Below are 22,635 nucleotides of genomic sequence, written 5' to 3' on the forward strand. Positions count from 1 at the left end.
CTATTCGCCGCCGTGCCGCTTCACCATCGCCACCAGCACGTCGACCGAGGGCGCCTTGAGGATGGAGTGGTGATCTCCGGTGACCTCGGCCACGTCCACGCCTCCGCCCGCCAGCGCCGCCCACCCCCCATCCGCGCCCGTCGGAACCTGCGTCTCGCTGGCGCGAAGCAGGCTGACACGTCCGCCGTAGGGCCCCGGCGAGTACCGCCACAAGGCGCGGAGGTTGCTCGCGTACACGCGATACAGCGCGTGGAGTTGCTTGGAATCGACGCCCCTCGGCAATGCGCCTCCGTGCCGCGCATGGTTGAGCAACCGCGCCAACTGCGACGCCTCGCTCGGGAGCGGTGCATCCACGGTCCGCTCGGGAACGGGGAGCCCGAGGAGCTGGGCCGTGAACTCCACGAACCGGGCGGCCATCCACTCCGCACCGACGGGCTCCGACGGTCGTTGGTCGAAGGCATACGCATCGATGAGCAGGAGCTGCTCCACCTGCTCACCCTGCTGCTCCAGTTGACGCGCCATCTCGAAGGCGACCACGCCTCCCAACGACCAGCCGCCCAGCCGGTACGGACCGGAGGGCTGAAGCTCGCGCATCGCCGCCACGTAACACGCGGCCATGACCTCCACTGTCTCCAGCGGCGCGCTCGCGTCCTCGAGCCCCGGCGACTGGAAGGCGTAGAACGGCTGGTCCGGGCCCAGCCGCCGCGACAGCTCCAGGTAGGGCAGGACATTGCCGCTGACAGGGTGGACGCAGAAGAAGGGCCGCTGCGAACCCGCGCCACTCAGCGTCACCACGGGTGACACCTGCCCCGGTGCCTGCCGGAGCCGCGTGGCCAGGTCCTCCAACGTGCCCGCCTGGAACAGCGACACCACCGACGGGCTGCGTCCGAGCCGCTCGCGGATGCGTGACACCAGCCGCATGGCCAGGAGGGAGTGGCCACCCAGCTCGAAGAAGTTCGAGTGGATGCCAATGGGCCCAGTGCCCAGCAACTCCTCCCAGATGCCCGCGAGCACCAGTTCCAACGTGTCGCGAGGTGCCACATAGGCCCGAGCCTCCTCGGACCTGAGCGCCTCGGGCGCCGGCAGCGCCGCGCGGTCCACCTTGCCGTTGGGCGTCAACGGCAACGCGTCCAACGTCAGGATGACCGTGGGCACCATGAAGTCGGGCAGCCGCGCCTGCATGAAGCTCCGCACCTGCACCGTGTCGAGCGCCCCCTCCTGGCGGGCCACGATGTAAGCGACGAGGCGACGGCCCGCGCTCGCGTCCTCGCGTGCGATCACCACGGCCTCACGAATGGCCGTGTGACGACGGAGGGTAGCTTCGATTTCACCCAGCTCGATGCGGAACCCTCGCACCTTCACCTGCGCGTCGATGCGGCCCAGGTACTGCAGCTCACCGTCGGGCAGCCAGCGCACGCGATCCCCCGTGCGATACAGCCGGGCCCCAGGCTCCTGGCTGAACGCATCCGGCACGAAGCGCTCCGCCGTCAGGTCCGGCCGGTCGAAGTACCCACGGGCCAGTCCAGCGCCGCCCAGGTACAGCTCACCCGCGACGCCCTGAGGCACGGGCTGTCCGAAGACATCCAACACGTAGGCGCGCGTCCCATCGAGCGGCCGGCCCACGGTGGGCTCACGGGGAGCACCGCGAGGGGCCTCTGCCCACGTCGAATACGTCGTGTCCTCCGTGGGGCCGTACAGGTTGCGCACCCGCTGGACGCCGGGAGCCACCGCGTGAATCGCCTCCACCAAGGTCCCCGGCAACGGCTCACCGGCCAGGTTCACCGCCCGCACCGACTCCGGCACGGCGTTGGCGCGCACCAACTCCGCCATCGCCGACGGCACGGTGTTGATGAGCGTCACGCGCCGCGCGCTGGGGAGCGTCGGCAGTTCGAGGGCATTGCGCGCCATGACCACGGTCCCTCCTCGCGTGAGGGGCGCGAACAGCTCGAAGACGGACAGGTCGAAGTTGAGCGACGTGGAGGCCAACACGCCGGCCATTTCCGCCGGAGAGAAGGTCCGTGCCGCCCAGCGCAAGAAGGCCACCGCGCTTCGGTGTTCCAATGCCACGCCCTTCGGGCGGCCCGTGCTTCCGGAGGTGAACAGCACGTAGGCCAGGTGGTCCGGCGCGGCGCTGGCGACAGGCACCACGTCGAGCGGCACTGGCGTCCAGGCCTCATCGAGCGTGACCCGGGCCGCGTCCACGGGAGGCAGCCCCTCCAGCAACGCCCGCTGCCCCACGAGCACGCGAGGCTTCGCGTCCTCCAACATGTAGGCCAGCCGCTGCCGAGGATAGGCCGGGTCCAACGGGACGTAGGCGCCGCCCGCCTTGAGGATGCCGAGCACCGCGACCAACAGGTCCTCGTTGCGCTCCGCGCACAGGCCCACGCGAACCTCGGGGCCCACGCCCAGCCCGCGCAACCGCGTCGCGAGCTGACTCGCGCGCTGGTCGAGCTCCCGGTACGTCAGCGACGTGTCACCGGACACCACCGCCACCGCCTCGGGCGAGGCCGCGACCTGCCGTTCGATGAGGGTGTGGATGCACGCATCCGAGGGTCCGCCAGAGCCCGTGTCATTCCACTCCACGAGCACACGGTGATGTTCGCTCGGGTCCAGGAGGGGAAGCTCGAACAGGGGACGGTCGGGGGCGGCAACAGCGCTCTTGAGCAGGGCCTTCAGGTGCCCCAACAGCCGCTCCACCGTCGCGCGCTCGAACAACGCGGTGCAGTACTCCAAGCCTCCCGCGAAGCCCTCCCGGCTCTCCGTGAATCCGAGCGTGAGGTCGAACCGCGAGACGCGCTGCTCCACGGACACGGGGTTCAGGCCCGGGTGCTGGTGGGACGCGCTGTGTCCGGCCGCTCCTGGCGTGCTGTCGAAGGTGAGCATCACCTGGAAGAGCGGCGAATGGCTCAGGCTTCGCTCCGGGCGCAGCGCCTCCACCAGCTTCTCGAAAGGCACATCCTGGTGCGCGTAGGCGCCGAGCGTCACCTCTCGGACCCGGGCGATCAGCTCCCGGAACGAGGGGTTGCCATCCAGTCGGGTCCTGAGCACCAGCGTGTTGACGAAGAAGCCAATGAGTCCTTCCGTCTCCGCGCGCGTGCGCCCCGCGATGGGGGAACCGACGCACACGTCCTCCTGTCCCGAGTACCGCGCCAGCACCGCCTGGAACGCCGCCAGCAACAGCATGAACGGCGTGGCGCCTTCTTGTTGACCGAGCGCCCGCACCGCGTCGGACAACTCCGTCCCCAACGCGAAGGGAACGGTGGCCCCCTCCAGGGACTGCACCGCGGGGCGGGGCTTGTCCGTGGGCAGCTCCAACAACCGAGGCGCCCCCTCCAACTGCCGAGCCCAATAGCCGAGCTGCGCGTCCAGGACTTCTCCCTGGAGCCATTCGCGCTGCCAGACGGCGTAGTCCGCGTACTGAAGCGGCAGCTCCGGCAGCGTCGGCACGTGGCCGCTCGAGAAGGCCGCGTAGAGCTGCCCCATCTCCTCGACCAGCCGGCCCATGGACCAGCCATCCGAGACGATGTGGTGCATCACCAGCACCAGCAAGTACTCCTGCTCGGACAAGCGGAGCAAGGCGATGCGCAGCAACGGCCCGTACGCCAGGTCGAACGGACGCTGCGACGCCTCTTGTGCGAGCCGCTGCGCTTCCGCCTCCCGGGAGACCGCCGGCAACATCCGCAGGTCGACGATGTCGAACCGCACGTCCGCCCGGGCGTCGATGACTTGCACCGGCGATCCATCCAGCACCGTGAAGGTGGTGCGCAGGGATTCGTGCCGGAGGACCAATGCCTCAAAGCTCCGCTTCAGTGCGTCTTCGTCCAATGGACCGTTCAACCACACCGACGCGGGGACGTTGTAGACGGTGCTGTTCGGCTCGAGTTGCGCGAGGAACCAGAGGCGCTGCTGCGCGAACGACAAGGGCAGCGGCCTGTCTCGCGGCACGCGGACCAGGAGAGGCCCCTGAGGTGAACCCGCGGTGCCAGCGGCACGCACGAGGCGCATCGCCAACCGGTCCACACTCGGAGATTCGAAAACATCCCGAAGGGTGAGTTCGACGCCCAGCTCTTCCCGGACACGGGACACCAACTGCGTCGCCAGCAGGGAGTGACCACCCAGCGCGAAGAAGTCCACGCCAAGACCGACGCGCTCGACGCGCAGCACGTTCTCGAAGATGGCGGCCAGCTTCTTCTCGGCCTCCGTCCGCGGTGCCAGATACCCCCCAGTGGACAGCCGCTCCGCGTCGGGCACCGGCAGTGCCTTGCGATCCACCTTGCCGTTGGGCGTCAGCGGCAGTGACTCCAGCACCACGTACGCAGACGGCACCATGTACTGCGGGAGCCGTTGCTGCAGATGACCTCGCAGGGCATCCGCGTCCGGCCACGCTTCCTCGCGCGGCGTCACATACGCAACCAGTCGTTTGCCTTCGGCGCCATCCTCACGCGCCACCACGACGGCCTCGTTGACGTCGGGATGGGTCGTCAAGGCCGCTTCGACTTCCCCAGGTTCGATGCGGTACCCACGCACCTTCACCTGCGCATCCGCGCGCCCGAGGAACTCCAACGTCCCATTCCTCAGCCACCGCACCACGTCGCCCGTCCTGTACAGCCGCTCGCCGTCTCCAAACGGGCTCGGCACGAAGCGCTCCGCCGTCAACTCCGGCCGCCCCACGTACCCCACCGCCAACCCGTCTCCTCCCACGTACAGTTCGCCCGGCACGCCCACGGGCACTGGACGCTGGTGCGCGTCCAGCACGTACGTCGTCGTGTTCTTCACGGGACGCCCAATCGACACCGTCGCGCCCACGTCCTCCGGCTTCTCCATCCGGTGCGTGCTGGAGAACGTCGTGTTCTCCGTCGGGCCGTACCCGTTGATGAGTACCTGCCCAGCCGCAAGCCGTTCCTTCACGCGAGACACCGGCAGTGCGTCACCACCCGCTAGCAACTGCTTCACCTTCGCCAGCGCCTGCGGCTGCCTCGCCTGCATCTGCTCGAAGAGGGCCGCTGTCAGCCACAGCGACGTGACTCCCGTTTCTTCCAGCTTCCGGCCCAACTCCTCCAGCGACGGCGTCCCCGCGGGTACACCACCAGCTTCGCCCCATGGAGCAACGCACCCCAGAGTTCCAGCGTCGACGCGTCGAAGGAAATCGGCGCCAACTGCAGCCACACCTCTTCCGGCCCGAAGTGCGCGAAGTCCGTTCCCAGCACCAACCGCGTCACCGCGCGGTGCGGCACGCCCACGCCCTTCGGCTTCCCCGTGCTTCCCGACGTGAACATCACGTACGCCAGGTTGTCTTCGTGAACGCGCGAACTCGGGTTGCTCTCCGGCTGCGTCGCGATGAGCGCTTCCCACTCCGTGTCCACGCGCACGACGTGAGACGCTTCATCAAGGCCCACGCCTTGGAGCAGTTTCTGTTGGCCGACCCAATGCATCACGCCTGATTCACGCGTCATCCAGGCGATCCGCTCGGAGGGGTAACTGGCATCCAATGGGACGTACACGCCGCCCGCCTTCAGGATGCCCAGCACGCTCACCACCAGCTCCAGTGAGCGCTCCACGCACAATCCCACGCGCACTTCGGGGCCCACGCCGAGCGCCCTCAGATGATGCGCGAGTTGATTCGCGCGGCGGTTCAGCTCCCCATACGTCAGTTGCTGCGCTTCGTACTCCACCGCCACTGCACTCGGTGACCGTGACACTTGCTGCTCGAAGAGCGCATGCACGCTGGCGTCTCGCGGGTAGTCCGTATGGGCCCCGCTCCACACCTTCACCAACCGCTGCTGCTCCTCGCGCCCCATCAGCGGGAGTTCACCGACGCGCGTCCCGGGCTCTTCGAGCGCCGCTTCCATCAGCACCCGCAGGTGCCCCAGCAGCCTCTCCACCGTCTCCTCTTCAAACAAGTCGCTGTTGTACTCCAGCGCTCCCGACAAGCCCCCCTCGCTCGTCTCACCCACGCCCAACGTCAACTCGAACTTCGACGTCCTCCCCGCCGACTCCGCCGCCTCCACCTTCAACCCCGGCAGGCTCACTTCCCCTCCCGGCGCGTTCTGCAGCACCAGCATCACCTGGAAGAGTGGACTGCGACTCATGTCCCTCTCAGGCGCCAGCTCCTCCACCACCCTCTCGAATGGCACTTCCTGGTGCGCGTACGCACCCAACGTCTCTTCTCTCGCTTCCCTCACCAACTCCCGGAAGCTCTTCCTCCCCTCCACCTTCCCCCTCAACACCAACGTATTGACGAAGAAGCCAATCAGCCCCTCCGTCTCTCCTCTCGTCCGGTTCGCGATGGCTGTCCCTACGCACACCTCCTCCTGCCCCGCGTGCCTCGACAGCACCACTTGGAATGCCGCCAGCAGCACCATGAAGGGCGTCGCACCTTCTCTCTGCGCCAGCCCCTTCACCTCGCCCCACAGCGCCTTCGGCCACTCCAGCCCCGTCGTCCCTCCTCGGTACCTCTGCACCCCGGGCCGTGGCTTGTCCGTCGGCAGCTCCAGCGCACCCGGCGCTCCCTCTAGCGCCTTCCTCCAGTACCCAAGCTGCCCTTCCAGCACCTCCCCCTTCAGCCACTCCCTCTGCCACACCGCGTAGTCCCCGTACTGCACCGGCAACTCCGCCAGCGGCGACTCCCTCCCCTCCTTGTAGGCCCCGTACAGCCCCACCCACTCCTTCACCAGAATCCCCATCGACCACCCGTCCGACACGATGTGGTGCATCACCACCACCAACTCGTGCTCCTCCTCCCCCTTCCTCACCAACGTCGCCCTCAGCAGCGGCCCTGTCTCCAGGTTGAACGGACGAAGTGCCTCAGCGTTCGCGAGCCGCCGTGCCTCGCGGGCCCGTTCGTCTTCCGGCCACGCACGGAGGTCCACTACGTCAAGCCGAATGCCCGGCGCCTCGGAGACGATCTGCACGGGCATCCCGCCACGTGATTGGAATGTCGTGCGCAGCGACTCATGGCGCTGCACCAGCGCATCGAAGCTGCGCTCCAGCGCGTGGGTATCGAGCGGCCCCGTCAACCGCACTGCGACAGGCACGTTGTAGAACGCGCTCCCCGACTCCATCTGGTCGAGGAACCACAACCGCTGCTGAGCGAAGGACAGCGGCAACGCGGCCTCTCGCGAGGCCCGAAGCAGCGGAGGTGCCTCCAGCGCGGCGGGAGGTCGTTCCGCGAACGACAGCTTCCGCGCCAGCCGTTCCACCGTCGGAGACTCGAAGACGTCTCTCAGTGGCAACTCGAACTGGAATGACTCACGCACGCGAGACACGAGCTGTGTTGCCAGCAGCGAGTGGCCCCCCAGCTCGAAGAAGTCTCCGTCCACACTGACGCGTTCGACGTTCAGCACTTCCGCGAAGATCTTGGCGAGCGCATTCTCCGTCTCCGTTCTGGGCGCTTCGAATCGGTCTGCGTCGACACCTCGAGCCTCTGGCGCCGGCAAGGCCGCTCGGTCCACCTTGCCGTTGGGCGTCAGTGGCAGCGACTCCAGCACCACGTACGCCGACGGCACCATGTACTCCGGCAGCCGCTGCTTCACGTAACCACGGAGTGCGCTGGGTTCAGGCTCTGCGCCTGCTTGCGCCGTGACGTACGCCACCAACCGCTTGCCTTCGGCGCCATCTTCACGCGCCACCACGACGGCCTCGTTGATGTCGGGATGAGTCGTCAGCGCCGCTTCGATTTCCCCCGGCTCGATGCGGTACCCACGCACCTTCACTTGCGCATCCGCGCGCCCGAGGAACTCCAACGTCCCGTTCCTCAGCCACCGCACCACGTCTCCTGTGCGGTACAGCCGCTCGCCGTCTCCAAACGGGCTCGGCACGAAGCGCTCCGCCGTCAACTCCGGCCGCCCCACGTACCCCACCGCCAACCCGTCTCCCCCCACGTACAGCTCGCCCGGCACTCCCACCGGCACCGCGTTCAGGTGCCCGTCCAGCACGTACGTCGTCGTGTTCTTCACGGGGCGCCCAATCGACACCGTCGCGCCCACGTCCTCCGGCTTCTCCATCCGGTACGTGCTGGAGAACGTCGTGTTCTCCGTCGGGCCATACCCGTTGATGAGCACCTGCCCCGCCGCCAACCTCTCCTTCACGCGAGACACTGGCAGCGCGTCACCGCCAGCGAGAAGCTGCTTCACCTTCGCCAGCGCCTGCGGCTGCCTCGCCTGCATCTGCTCGAACAGCGCCGCCGTCAGCCACAGTGACGTCACCGACGCCTCTTCCAGCTTCCGGCCCAACTCCTCCAGCGACGGAGTCCCCGCCGGGTACACCACCAGCTTCGCCCCATGCAGCAGCGCGCCCCAGAGCTCCAGCGTCGACGCGTCGAACGAAATCGGCGCCAACTGCAGCCACACTTCCTCCGGCCCGAAGTGCGCGAAGTCAGCCCCCAGCACCAACCGCGTCACAGCTCGGTGCGGCACGCCCACGCCCTTCGGCTTCCCCGTGCTTCCCGACGTGAACATCACGTACGCCAGGTTTCCGCCGCCCACGCTTGGACTCGGGTTGCTCTCCGGCTGCGTCGCGATGAGCGTGTCCCACTCAGTATCCACGCTCACCACCAGCTCGCCGCCCGCCGCAACCTCGTCCGCCAGTCGCTCCTGCGCGACCAGTAGCGCCACCCCGGCCTCCCGCTTCATCCACGCGAGCCTCTCCAGCGGGTAGCTCGCATCCAGCGGCACGTACACGCCCCCCGCCTTCAGGATGCCCAGCACGCTCACCACCAGCTCCAACGAGCGCTCCACGCACAGCCCCACCCTCACCTCTGGCCCCACCCCCATTCCCCTCAGGTGGTGTGCCAACTGATTCGCTCGGCGGTTCAGCTCCCCGTACGTCAGCAGCTCGCCCTCGTACTCCGCCGCCACCGCCTCCGGTGTCTTCTCCACCTGCTGCTCGAAAAGCGCGCTCAAGCTGGCATCGCGCGGGTACTCCGAGCGCGCACCACTCCACTCCTTCACCACAAGCTGCTGCTCTTCACGCCCCATCAGCGGAAGCGCGCCAAGACGTGTCTGGGGCGCATCCACTGCGGCCTCCAGCAACACCTGCAAGTGGCTCAGCAGCCTGTCCACCGTCTCCGTGTCAAACAGGTCGCTGTTGTAGTTGGCCGCAGCAACGGCTCCATCTGGCACCTCTTGGAGCACCAGCGACAGCTCGAACTTGGACGTCTTTCCTTCGGACGCCATACCCGACAGCGTCAGCCCATCCCGCAGAGTCACTGCACTGGCCGGTGTGTTCTGCAGCGTCAACGTCACCTGGAACAGCGGACTGCGGCTCAGGTCACGCTCGGGCTGGAGTTCCTCCACCAGCTTCTCGAACGGCACCTCCTGGTGCGCATACGCCCCCAGGGTCGCCTCTCTCACCTGCCACAGCAGGTCCAAGAAGCGAGCCTCCGGCTTCACCTTCGCCCTCAACACCAGCATGTTCGCGAAGAAGCCGATCAGCCCTTCCGTCTCGCCATGCGTGCGCCCGGCGATGGGGGAGCCCACACTCACGTCTTCCTGTCCCGCGTACTTCGACAGCAACGTCTGGTACGCAGCCAGCAACACCATGAAAGGCGTCGCGCTTTCACGCTGTGCCAGCGCCTTCACGCTCGCCCACAGAGGCTTCGGCCAGTGATGCTCGAGATGGCCTCCTCGGAAACTCTGCAGTGGGGGCCGAGGCCTGTCCGTTGGCAACCCCAGGGCGGTTGAAGCACCCGTCAGTTGCCGCTTCCAGTAAGCGAGTTGCGCCTCCAGAACATCGCCCTGGAGCCACTCCCGCTGCCAGACCGCGTAATCGGGATACTGAACCGGCAGCGCGGGCAACGGCGAGGAACGTCCTTGCGAGAACGCCTCATACAGCGCGGCGACCTCACGCACGAGGATGTCCATCGACCAGCCATCCGCCACGATGTGGTGCATGACGAGCACCAGCACATGGTCCTGCTCGGAGAGGCGCATCAGCGTCACTCTCAGAAGCGGGCCACTTTCGAGGTCGAAAGGCCGGTGGGACTCGAGCGCAGCCAACTGAGTGGCCTCGACGTCCCGCAGGGCCTCCGGAATGGACTCCAGCTCCACCTGCCGGAAAACCGTCGGCGCCTCCGCCGAGATGACCTGCACCGGCTTTCCATCACGAAGGCTGAAGGTCGTCCGCAACGCCTCGTGACGACGCACGAGTTCCTCGAAGCTCCGCTGGAGCATTTCAGCATCCAGCAGTCCGTGGACCCGAAGGACGGCGGGCACGTTGTAGGACGCGCTGCCCGGCGCCATGCGGTCGAGGAGCCAGAGCCGCTGCTGCGCGAACGACGGGGGCAACACATGACTGCCATCGGCACGCGGCTTCAATGGGGGCGCCGACACCACTCCGCCGGCTCGCACAACCCGCTCCACGCTGTCCGCGAGTGCCGCCAAGGTCGATGCCTCGAACAGCGTGCGAAGCGGCAATTCAATCCCGAAGGTGCCTCGGATTCGTGAAACCACTTGGGTTGCCAACAGCGAATGGCCACCCAACTCGAAGAAGTTGTCAGTCCGGCCGATGCGTTCGACACCGAGTACCTGCGAGTAGATCGCCGCCAGCAGTTCTTCGGTGAGGGTGCGCGGTGCTTCGTAGCTGGCACCTTCCGAGCGCTCACCAGCCCCTGGGGAAGGCAAGGACTTGCGATCCACCTTGCCGTTGGGCGTCAGTGGCAGCGACTCCAGCACCACGTACGCCGACGGCACCATGTACTCCGGCAACCGCTGCTTCACGTGGGAGCGCAGCCCGCCAGCGTCCAACTCAGCGCCGTCTTGCGACGTGACGTACGCCACCAACCGTTTGCCTTCGGCACCATCCTCACGCGCCACCACGACGGCCTCGTTGATGTCGGGATGAGTCGTCAGCGCCGCTTCGATTTCCCCCGGCTCGATGCGGTACCCACGCACCTTCACTTGCGCATCCGCGCGCCCGAGGAACTCCAACGTCCCGTTCCTCAGCCACCGCACCACGTCTCCTGTGCGGTACAGCCGCTCGCCGTCTCCAAACGGGCTCGGCACGAAGCGCTCCGCCGTCAACTCCGGCCGCCCCACGTACCCCACCGCCAACCCGTCTCCCCCCACGTACAGCTCGCCCGGCACTCCCACCGGCACCGCGTTCAGGTGCCCGTCCAGCACGTACGTCGTCGTGTTCTTCACGGGGCGCCCAATCGACACCGTCGCGCCCACGTCCTCCGGCTTCTCCATCCGGTACGTGCTGGAGAACGTCGTGTTCTCCGTCGGGCCATACCCGTTGATGAGCACCTGCCCCGCCGCCAACCTCTCCTTCACGCGAGACACTGGCAGCGCGTCACCGCCAGCGAGAAGCTGCTTCACCTTCGCCAGCGCCTGCGGCTGCCTCGCCTGCATCTGCTCGAACAGCGCCGCCGTCAGCCACAGTGACGTCACCGACGCCTCTTCCAGCTTCCGGCCCAACTCCTCCAGCGACGGAGTCCCCGCCGGGTACACCACCAGCTTCGCCCCATGCAGCAGCGCGCCCCAGAGCTCCAGCGTCGACGCGTCGAACGAAATCGGCGCCAACTGCAGCCACACTTCCTCCGGCCCGAAGTGCGCGAAGTCAGCCCCCAGCACCAACCGCGTCACAGCTCGGTGCGGCACGCCCACGCCCTTCGGCTTCCCCGTGCTTCCCGACGTGAACATCACGTACGCCAGGTTTCCGCCGCCCACGCTTGGACTCGGGTTGCTCTCCGGCTGCGTCGCGATGAGCGCATCCCACTCCGTGTCCACGTTCACTCGCGGAGTTACATCTGAGATGCGAAGGGTTCTGAGCAGCCATTGTTGCCCAACGAAGACCTTCACATCGGCATCACGGGACATCCACGCCAACCGATTCAGCGGATAGCTCGCGTCGAGCGGGACGTACACGCCGCCCGCCTTGAGGATGCCCAGCACACTCACCACCAACTCCAGTGAGCGCTCCACGCACAATCCCACGCGCACTTCGGGGCCTACGCCCAGCGAAACCAGGTGGTGCGCCAACTGATTCGCGCGGCGATTCAGCTCTCCGTACGTCAGTCGCTCACCCTCATACGCCACCGCCACCGCATCTGGCGTCCGCCCCACCTGTGCTTCGAACAACTCCGCCAGCGACTTCTCGCGCGGATACTCCGCCACCGTCCCACTCCACGCCGTCACCGCCTGCTGCTCTTCGCGGCCCATCAGCGGGAGTTCACCGACGCGCGTCTCGGGCTCTGCGAGCGCCGCTTCCATCAGCACCCGCAGGTGCCCCAGCAGCCTCTCCACCGTCTCCTCTTCAAACAAGTCGCTGTTGTACTCCAGCGCTCCCGACAAGCCCCCCTCGCTCGTCTCACCCACGCCCAACGTCAACTCGAACTTCGACGTCCTCCCCGCCGACTCCGCCGCCTCCACCTTCAACCCCGGCAGGCTCACTTCCCCTCCCGGCGCGTTCTGCAGCACCAGCATCACCTGGAAGAGCGGACTGCGACTCATGTCCCTCTCCGGCGCCAGCTCCTCCACCACTCTCTCGAATGGCACTTCCTGGTGCGCATACGCACCCAACGTCTCCTCTCTCGCTTCCCTCACCAACTCCCGGAAGCTCTTCCTCCCGTCCACCTTCCCCCTCAACACCAACGTGTTGACGAAGAAGCCAATCAGCCCCTCCGTCTCTCCTCTCGTCCGGTTCGCGATGGCCGTCCCTACGCACACCTCCTCCTGCCCCGCGTGCCTCGACAGCACCACTTGGAATGCCGCCAGCAGCACCATGAAGGGCGTCGCACCTTCTCTCTGCGCCAGCCCCTTCACCTCGCCCCACAGCGCCTTCGGCCACTCCAGCCCCGTCGTCCCTCCTCGGTACCTCTGCACCCCGGGCCGTGGCTTGTCCGTCGGCAGCTCCAGCGCACCCGGCGCTCCCTCTAGCGCCTTCCTCCAGTACCCAAGCTGCCCTTCCAGCACCTCCCCCTTCAGCCACTCCCTCTGCCACACCGCGTAGTCCCCGTACTGCACCGGCAACTCCGCCAGCGGCGACTCCCTCCCCTCCTTGTAGGCCCCGTACAGCCCCACCCACTCCTTCACCAGAATCCCCATCGACCACCCGTCCGACACGATGTGGTGCATCACCACCACCAACTCGTGCTCCTCCTCCCCCTTCCTCACCAACGTCGCCCTCAGCAGCGGTCCTGTCTCCAGGTTGAACGGGCGTTGGGTTTCCTCGGCAATCCATCGCGATACCGAGAGGTCTCGGTCGGTCACCGTCGTACTGAAGTCCACCAGCACCAAGGACTGGAGGGGCTCCGCCGCGATGACCTGCACCGGCGCGCCATCTTCCATCCGGAACGTCGTGCGCAGTGATTCGTGTCGGCGCACCAACTCGCGGAAGCTGGCTTCCAAAGCCGCACCATCCAAGGCCCCCGTGAGCTTCACGACCGAAGGCACGTTGTAGAACGCACTGCCCGGCTCCATCTGGTCGAGGAACCAAAGGCGCTGCTGTGCGAACGACAGCGGCAACATCCCGCGGTGCAACACCCTCTCGATCGGCGGAGCACGAAGGGCATGCGCGTCTTGACGAGTGGCCTCATCCAAACGGCGAGCCAACGTCTCCACAGTGGGGCACTCAAAAACATCGCGCAGAGGCAACTCCACGCGGAGCTCATCCCTCACACGTGACACCAATTGCGTCGCGAGCAGCGAGTGTCCACCCAACTCGAAGAAGTCTCCGTCCATCCCGACCTGGCTGAGGTGCAGGACTTCTTCGAAAATGGCCGCCAGCTTCCGCTCGGTCTCTGTCCGCGGCGCCACGTACTGCGTGCTCGCGGTGCCTTCCGTGTCCGGGGCAGGCAGCGCCTTGCGATCCACCTTGCCGTTGGGCGTCAGTGGCAGCGACGCCAGCACCACGTACGCCGACGGCACCATGTACTCCGGCAACCGCTGTTTCACGTGACTGCGAAGCGTCCCGGCGTCCAACTCGGCGTCATCCTGTGCCGTGACGTACGCCACCAACCGCTTGCCTTCGGCGCCATCCTCACGCGCCACCACGACGGCTTCGTTGACGCCCACGGCTTCAGTCAGGGCGGTCTCAATCTCGCCCAGTTCGATGCGGTAGCCACGCACCTTCACCTGCGTGTCCGCTCGGCCCAGGAACTCCAGCGTCCCATTCCCCATCCACCGCACCACGTCGCCCGTACGGTACAGCCGCTCTCCGTCCCCAAACGGGCTCGGTACGAAGCGCTCCGCCGTCAACTCCGGCCGCCCCACGTATCCCACCGCCAACCCGTCTCCCCCCACGTACAGCTCGCCCGGCACTCCCACCGGCACCGCGTTCAGGTGCCCGTCCAACACGTACGTCGTCGTGTTCTTCACGGGCCGGCCAATCGACACCGTCGCGCCAACGTCTTCCGGCTTCTCCATCCGGTGCGTGCTGGAGAACGTCGTGTTCTCCGTTGGGCCGTACCCGTTGATGAGCACCTGCCCCGCTGCCAGTCGCTCCTTCACGCGAGACACTGGCAGCGCGTCACCGCCAGCGAGAAGCTGCTTCACCTTCGCCAGCGCCTGCGGCTGCCTCGCCTGCATCTGCTCGAAGAGCGCTGCTGTCAGCCACAGTGACGTCACCGACGCCTCTTCCAGCTTCCGTCCCAACTCCTCTAGCGACGGCGTCCCCGCCGGGTACACCACCAGCTTCGCCCCATGCAGCAGCGCGCCCCAGAGTTCCAGCGTCGACGCGTCGAACGAAATCGGCGCCAACTGCAGCCACACTTCTTCCGGACCGAAGTGCGCGAAGTCCGTCCCCAGCACCAGCCGCGTCACCGCTCGGTGCGGCACGCCCACGCCCTTCGGCTTCCCCGTACTTCCCGACGTGAACATCACGTACGCCAGGTTTCCACCACCCACGCTCGGACTCGGGTTGCTCTCCGGCTGCGTCGCGATGAGCGCATCCCACTCCGTGTCCACGCTCACCACCAACTCGCCGCCCGCCGCCACTTCGTCCGCCAGCCGCTCCTGCGCCACCAGCAGCGCCACCCCGGCCTCCCGCTTCATCCACGCGAGCCTCTCCAGCGGGTAGCTCGCATCCAGCGGCACGTACACTCCCCCCGCCTTCAGGATGCCCAGCACGCTCACCACCAACTCCAGCGAGCGCTCCACGCACAGCCCCACCCTCACCTCTGGCCCCACCCCCATGCCCCTCAGGTGGTGCGCCAACTGATTCGCTCGGCGGTTCAGCTCCCCGTACGTCAGCCGCTCGCCCTCGTACTCCGCCGCCACCGCCTCCGGCGTCTTCTCCACCTGCTGCTCGAAAAGCGCGCCCAAGCTGGCATCGCGCGGGTACACCACCACCGCACCGCTCCACTCCTTCACCACCCGCTGCTGCTCTTCACGCCCCATCAGCGACAGTTCCGACAGCCGCGCTTCAGGCTCGGAGATCGCCGTCTCCAGCAGCGTCCGCAGGTGCTGAACCAGCCGGCGCACGGTCTGTGCTTCGAACAAGTCAGTGTTGTAGTTGGCCGCCACCACGACGCCATGGGGCACATCCTCCACCATCAGTGACAGGTCGAACTTGGACGTCGTTCCCTCGGGCTCAACGCCCGTCAGCGTCAGACCCGCCGTGAGGTTCAGCTTCGTGACGGGCGTGTTCTGCAGCGTCAACGTCACCTGGAACAGGGGGCTGCGGCTCAGGTCACGCTCGGGCTGGAGTTCCTCCACCAGCTTCTCGAACGGCACTTCCTGGTGCGCGTATGCCCCCAGCGTCACCTCACGGACCTGCCGCAACAGCTCGCGGAAGCTCTGGGCCGGGGTCACATGCGTTCTCAGCACGAGCATGTTCGCGAAGAAGCCGATCAGCCCTTCAGTCGCCCCTTGGGTACGTCCCGCGATCGGCGCGCCGACGCAAACGTCCTCCTGCCCGGCATGGCGAGACAGCACCACCTGGAAGGCCGCGAGCAGCACCATGAAGGGCGTTGCGCCCTCACGCCTGCCGAATACCTCCATGTCGCGCCAGATGGGCTTGGGCCACGTTTCCTGGTGCAGGGCTCCGCTGTACGTCTGGACCACGGGCCTTGCCTTGTCGGTGGGCAACTCCAGCGCCGCGGGAGCGCCCTGCAGACGTTGCCGCCAATAGGCGAGCTGCGCCTCCAGCACCTCGCCCTGCAGCCAGTCTCGCTGCCACACGGCATAGTCCGGGTACTGCACTGCCAGCGCAGGCAGCGGTGACGGGCGACCTTGAGAAAAGGCCTCGTACAACGCCGCGGCTTCGCGGACGAGCACGCCCATCGACCAACCATCCGACACGATGTGGTGCATCATCAACACCAGCAGGTGCTCGTGCTCCCCGGTCCGCAACAACAAGGGCCGCAGCAACGGACCCTTCTCCAGATTGAAGGGCCGAATCGCCTCCGCTTCGACCCGGCGCCGAGCCGCCTGCGCGGCGTCGGGCAGCCCACTCAAATCCTCCACCGTCACAGCCACGCGTCCGGCGGGCGCGATGACCTGCACCGGCGACCCACCGTCGGCGCGGAACGTCGTCCGCAGGGCCTCATGGCGGCCGACAAGGGCTTCGAAGCTCCGCTCCAGGGCGTCCACGTCGAGCGCCCCCGACAACGTGACCACCGCCGGCACGTTGTAGAAGGCGCTCCCTGGCACGAGCTGTTCCAGGAACCACAGCCGCTGCTGTGCGAACGACAGCGGCACGACACCGCCGCGTCCCTCCCGAGGCTTCAACGGCGGCGTCACGACGCCGGCCCCGTCGCGCACCCACCGGTCGACCCGCTCGGCGAGCGCGGACACCGTGGGCGCTTCGAACAGGTCTCTCAGCGGAAGCTCGATGCCGAAGGCACCACGCACCCGGGAGATGGCCTGCGTCGCCAACAGCGAGTGCCCTCCCAGTTCGAAGAAGCCGCTGTGAATCCCCACCCGCTCGAGCCCCAGCACCTCCGCGAACAGGCCCGCCAGCAGCTCCTCCGTGGCGGTACGCGGCGTGGCAATGGAATCGGTGGCCACGGCTTGGAGCTCGGGCACGGGCAATGCCGCGCGGTTCACCTTGCCGTTGGGCGTGAGTGGCAGCGCCTCCAGCACCACCAGGGCTCTCGGAATCATGTATTCGGGAAGCGACTGGCCCAGGAAGTCACGAAGCGACTCGGCTTCCACCGCATGACCAGGCTTCGGCACGGCGTAGCCCACCAGGCGCTTGCCATCCGTCGCGCTCTCATGCGCCACCACGACCGCCTCGCGAACCGAGGGGTGCCGTTCCAGCGCCGCTTCCACCTCGCCCAGCTCCACGCGATAGCCGCGGACCTTGAGCTGGTAGTCCATGCGGCCGAGGAACTCCACGCGGCCATCCGCCAGCACGCGGGCCCGGTCTCCCGTGCGGTACATCCGCGCGCCCGGCACGTCCGCATACGCATCTGGCACGAAGCGTTCCGCCGTCAGGTCCGGCCGGCCCAGGTAGCCGCGTCCCACGGTGCTTCCGCCAATGCACAGCTCACCTGGGACACCGACGGGCACCGGCCGCAGGTGCGCATCCAGGACGTAGACGCGCGCATCGGGAATGGGCCGGCCCAGCGGCACGGCGGCCGACAGACGCCCCTCGGGTCCTCGCTCCACCTGGAGCGTGAGCACGCCCACCGTCGTCTCGGAAGGTCCGTAGTGGTTGAACACCACCAGCCCCGGCGCCAGGGCATGAATCCGGTCCATCAGCGACCAATCCGACGCGTCACCGCCCAGGACCAGGCGTTGCCGTGGCAGGACACGCTCGGGCTTCCCGGACGCGAGAAGCGCCTCCAGGTGCGCGGGTACGATCTTCAGGCAGTCCACCGCCTCTTGCTCGAAGAGCGCGGCCAGCGAAGAAGGGTCCGCTGCCCGGTCGCGTGAGACGAGGTGCAACGCACCGCCTCGGCACAGCGTGGGGAACACAGCGGTATGACCCAGGTCCGCGGCCAACGTGGACACGGAGGCGAAGGAGGCTCCCTCAGGCAGGTCCAGCCGGCGCGACACGCCTTCGACGTAATGGACGAGCTGCCGGTGTTCGATGGCAACGCCCTTCGGCCGTCCCGTGGAGCCGGAGGTGAAGATGACGTAGGCCAGGTTCTCCGGCGCCGCGAGCGGAGCGGGGTTGAGCTCACTCCACGCCGCCCAGGCTGAAGCATCCGAGTCCACGCAGACCACGGCGCCCGCATCCCACGCCAGCGTCTCCGCCAGCTTGGACTGTGTGACGAGCACCCGTGCCCCCGCGTCCGCGAGCACGTTTCGGAGGCGCTCGGCCGGAGACGTGACATCCAGCGGGACGTACGCACCGCCCGCCTTGAGGATGCCCCACAGGCCCACCAGGGCGCTGGCCGAGCGGTCCAGGTAGAGCCCCACCGAGACGTCCGGGCCCACGCCCAGCGAACGCAGGTGGTGCGCCAGTTGATTGGCCCGGCGGTTCAGTGCGTCGTACGTCAGCCGAGAATCCTCGGCGACGACGGCGACGGCTGTCGGCGTCCTCGCGGCCTGAGCCTCGAAGAGCGCATGGATGGTGCCGGGCACCAGCTCCGTGCGCGTGTCGTTCCATTCCACGAGGAGACGGCGCTGCTCCGCCGCGTCCAAGAGCGGCAGCGCGTCCACTCGCGCATCCGGCGTCCGCAGCGCCCCCTCCAGCAACACACGGAAGTGGCCTACCAACCGGTCCAGGGTTCCGGATGCGAAGAGGTCGGTGTTGTACACGACCAGGACCGACAGGCCATGCGGCGTCTCCGTCAGCTCCAAGGTCAGGTCGAACTTCGAGGTGCCGGACTCACCGGCCATCCCTTCCAGTGACAGGTCCGGCAAGTGCATCTGCACCGCGGGCGTGTTCTGAAGGATGAACATGACCTGGAACAGCGGGTTGCGGCTGAGGTCACGGCCCGGCTGAAGCTCCTCCACCAGACGCTCAAAGGGAATGTCCTGATGCGCATACGCGCCCAGCGTTCGCTCTCGGACCTGGGCCAACAGCGAACGGAACGTCGGGTTGCCCGCGAAGCGAGCCCTCAAGACCAGGGTGTTGACGAAGAAGCCGATCAGCCCCTCCGTTTCCCCCCGGTTCCGGTTCGCGATGGGCGAGCCCACGCAGAGATCTTCCTGGCCCGAGTACCGCGACAGCACCGTCTGGAACGCCGCCAGCAACACCATGAACGGCGTGGCGCCTTCTCGATGCGCCAGCGCCTTCACCGAGTCCCACAGCTCGCTCGGCCATTGGGTGTGTTGGCTGGCGCCACGGAACGTCTGAATGGCTGGACGCGGTTTGTCGGTCGGCAACTCCAGCGCCTTCGGTGCGCCCTGGAGCTGATCCTTCCACCAACCGAGCTGTGACTGCAGCACTTCGCCTTGCAGCCAGTTGCGCTGCCAGACGGCGTAATCGACGTACTGAAGCGGCAGCTCCGGCAAGGCGGCGGGCCGGCCCTGCGTGAATGCGTCGTAGAGCGCCACGACTTCGCGGACGAGCACACCCATCGACCAGCCGTCCGACACGATGTGGTGCATTACCAGCACCAGCACGTGCTCCTGCTCGCTCAGCTTCAGCAACGCCGTGCGCAGCAGCGGGCCTTGGGTGAGTTCGAATGAAGCCCCTGCGATCTGATGGATGCGCAGTTCGGCCTCGGCGGTCCTTTGCGCCTCGGGCAGGCTGCTCAGGTCCTCGACCTGGAGCCTCAGCGACGCCTCGGATGCGATGACCTGCACCGGGGCTCCATCCACCTCCTGGAACGTCGTCCGCAGGGATTCATGACGCTGCACCAGCGACGCGAAGGCCTGCTCCAGTGCATCGACCCGGACCGTCCCCTTCAGCTTCACGGCGATCGGGATGTTGTAGGAGGTCCCTCCAGGTTCGAGCTGGTCGAGGAACCACAGGCGCTGCTGCGCGAACGACAACGGCAGGGAGCCGGTTCGAGGAACTCGCGTCGGAGCTGACACCTGAAGCGCGTTCCTGCCGGGAATTGCCACTTCGAGCCGCTGGGCGAGCTTCTCGACCGTGGGCGTTTCGAAGACATCCCTCAGCGGCAACTCCACATGGAAGGCCTCGCGTACGCGAGACACCAACTGGGTCGCCAACAGCGAATGCCCTCCCAACTCGAAGAAGTCGCCGTCCAAGCCGACGTGCTCAACGCGAAGCACTTCCTCGAAGATGGCCGCCAGCTTCATCTCGGCCTCCGTTCGTGGCGCGGCGAATCGCGAACTTGTCGTACCTCCTGCGTCCGGGGCATGCAGCGCCTTTCGGTTCACCTTGCCGTTGGGCGTCAGTGGCAGCGACTCCAGCACCACGTACGCCGACGGCACCATGTACTCCGGCAACCGCTGCTTCACGTGACTGCGCAGCCCGCTGGCGTCCAACTCAGCGCCGTCTTGCGCCGTGACGTACGCCACCAACCGCTTGCCTTCGGCGCCATCCTCACGCGCCAGCACCACTGTTTCGTTGACACCCGGGTGCGTCGCCAGCGCCGCTTCGACTTCGCCCAACTCGATGCGGTACCCGCGCACCTTCACCTGCGTGTCCGCTCGGCCCAGGAACTCCAACGTCCCGTTCCCCAGCCACCGCACCACGTCGCCCGTACGGTACAGCCGCTCTCCGTCCCCAAACGGGCTCGGTACGAAGCGCTCCGCCGTCAACTCCGGCCGCCCCACGTACCCCACCGCCAACCCGTCTCCTCCCACGTACAGCTCGCCCGGCACTCCCACCGGCACCGCGTTCAGGTGCCCGTCCAACACGTACGTCGTCGTGTTCTTCACGGGCCGACCAATCGACACCGTCGCGCCCACGTCCTCCGGCTTCTCCATCCGGTGCGTGCTGGAGAACGTCGTGTTCTCCGTTGGGCCGTACCCGTTGATGAGCACCTGCCCCGCAGCCAGCCGTTCCTTCACTCGCGATACCGGCAGTGCGTCACCGCCAGCGAGAAGCTGCTTCACCTTCGCCAGCGCCTGCGGCTGCCTCGCCTGCATCTGCTCGAACAGCGCCGCCGTCAGCCACAGCGACGTGACCTCAGTCTCTTCCAGCTTCCGGCCCAGCTCCTCCAGCGACGGCGTCCCCGCCGGGTACACCACCAGCTTCGCTCCGTGCAGCAGCGCGCCCCACACCTCCAACGTCGACGCGTCGAACGAAATCGGCGCCAACTGCAGCCACACTTCCTCCGGACCGAAGTGCGCGAAGTCAGCCCCCAGCACCAGCCGCGTCACCGCTCGGTGCGGCACGCCCACGCCCTTCGGCTTTCCTGTGCTTCCCGACGTGAACATCACGTACGCCAGGTTGTCTCCACCTACCAACGGGCTCGGGTTGCTCTCCGGCTGCGTCGCGATGAGCGTGTCCCATTCCGTATCCACGCTCACCACCAACTCGCCGCCCGCCGCCACCTCGTCCGCCAGCCGCTCCTGCGCCACCAGCAGCGCCACCCCGGCCTCGCGCTTCATCCACGCAAGCCTCTCCAGCGGGTAGCTCGCATCCAGCGGCACGTACACTCCCCCCGCCTTCAGGATGCCCAGCACGCTCACCACCAACTCCAGCGAGCGCTCCACGCACAGCCCCACTCGCACCTCAGGTCCCACCCCCATACCCCTCAGGTGGTGCGCCAACTGATTCGCTCGCCGGTTCAGCTCCCCGTACGTCAGCCGCTCGCCCTCGTACTCCGCCGCCACGGCCTCAGGTGTCTTCTCTGCCTGCTGCTCGAAAAGCGCGCTCAAGCTGGCATCGTGCGGGTACTCCGAGCGCACCCCGCGCCACTCCTTCACCACCCGCTGCTGCTCTTCACGCCCCATCAGCGGAAGCGCGCCAAGTCGCGTCTCCGGAGCGAGGGTCGCCGCGTCCAGCAACACCTGTAGATGGCCGAGCAGCCTGTCGATGGTCGCGGCCTCGAACAGGTCGCTGTTGTAGTTGACCATCGCCACGACGGCGTCCCGGCCTTCCTCCACCACGAGCGACATGTCGAACTTCGACGTCTGCTCGTCTGTCTCCATCCCCTTGAGCGTCAGGCCCTGGAGGCGAACTTCGGAGGCGGGCGTGTTCTGCAGCGTCAGTGTCACCTGGAACACCGGGCTGCGGCTCAAGTCGCGCTCGGGCTGCAACTCCTCCACCAGCTTCTCGAACGGGACGTCCTGATGCGCGTACGCGCCCAGCGTGACTTCGCGCACCTGGGACAGCAGCTCGCGGAAGCTCAGCGATGCCGTCGGCCTGGCCCGCAGGATCAGCGTGTTGACGAAGAAGCCAATCAAGCCCTCCGTCTCACCTCGGGTCCTGTTGGCGATAGGCGCTCCCACGCAGATATCGTCCTGGCCCGAGTATCGCGATAGCACCGTCTGGAATGCGGCCAAGAGCACCATGAACGGCGTGGCGCCCTCGCGATGCGCCAGCGCCTTGACCGAGCCCCACAGCTCGCTCGACCACTTCGTGCTTCGATTAGAACCGCGGAACGACTGCACCGCCGGGCGCGGTTTGTCCGTCGGCAACTCCAAGGCCTGCGGGGCCCCCTGAAGCTGGTCCGTCCACCAACGAAGTTGCGACCGCAGGACCGCCCCTTGCAACCAGCCCCGCTGCCAGACGGCGTAGTCGGCATATTGAAGCGGCAACGCGGGAAGCGATGACGGCCGCCCTTGGACGAAAGCTTCGTAAAGCGCCGCGACTTCGCGGACGAGCACGCCCATCGACCAACCGTCCGACACGATGTGGTGCATCACCAGCACCAACACGTGC

At 67.2% G+C, this 22,635-nt stretch carries 2 protein-coding genes (1 of these 2 only partly in view); both read right to left on the reverse strand.

Going from position 1 to position 22,635, the window contains the following annotated elements; genetic code table 11:
* A complete protein-coding gene (locus A176_RS15915) occupies positions 1–5,052 on the reverse strand; it encodes an amino acid adenylation domain-containing protein (protein WP_049872318.1) in 5,052 nt (1,683 codons plus the stop codon).
* Positions 5,007–22,635, reverse strand: the 3' portion of a protein-coding gene (locus tag A176_RS39220; protein ID WP_049872319.1) for a non-ribosomal peptide synthetase. The gene runs 10,013 nt beyond the window's last position; only the last 17,629 of its 27,642 coding nucleotides appear in the window; its start codon lies beyond the right edge, outside the window; its stop codon occupies positions 5,007–5,009. The genes A176_RS15915 and A176_RS39220 overlap by 46 nt, the downstream gene beginning before the upstream one ends.

This window comes from Myxococcus hansupus (assembly GCF_000280925.3).
In the GTDB taxonomy this organism is placed as follows: Bacteria; Myxococcota; Myxococcia; order Myxococcales; family Myxococcaceae; genus Myxococcus; species Myxococcus hansupus.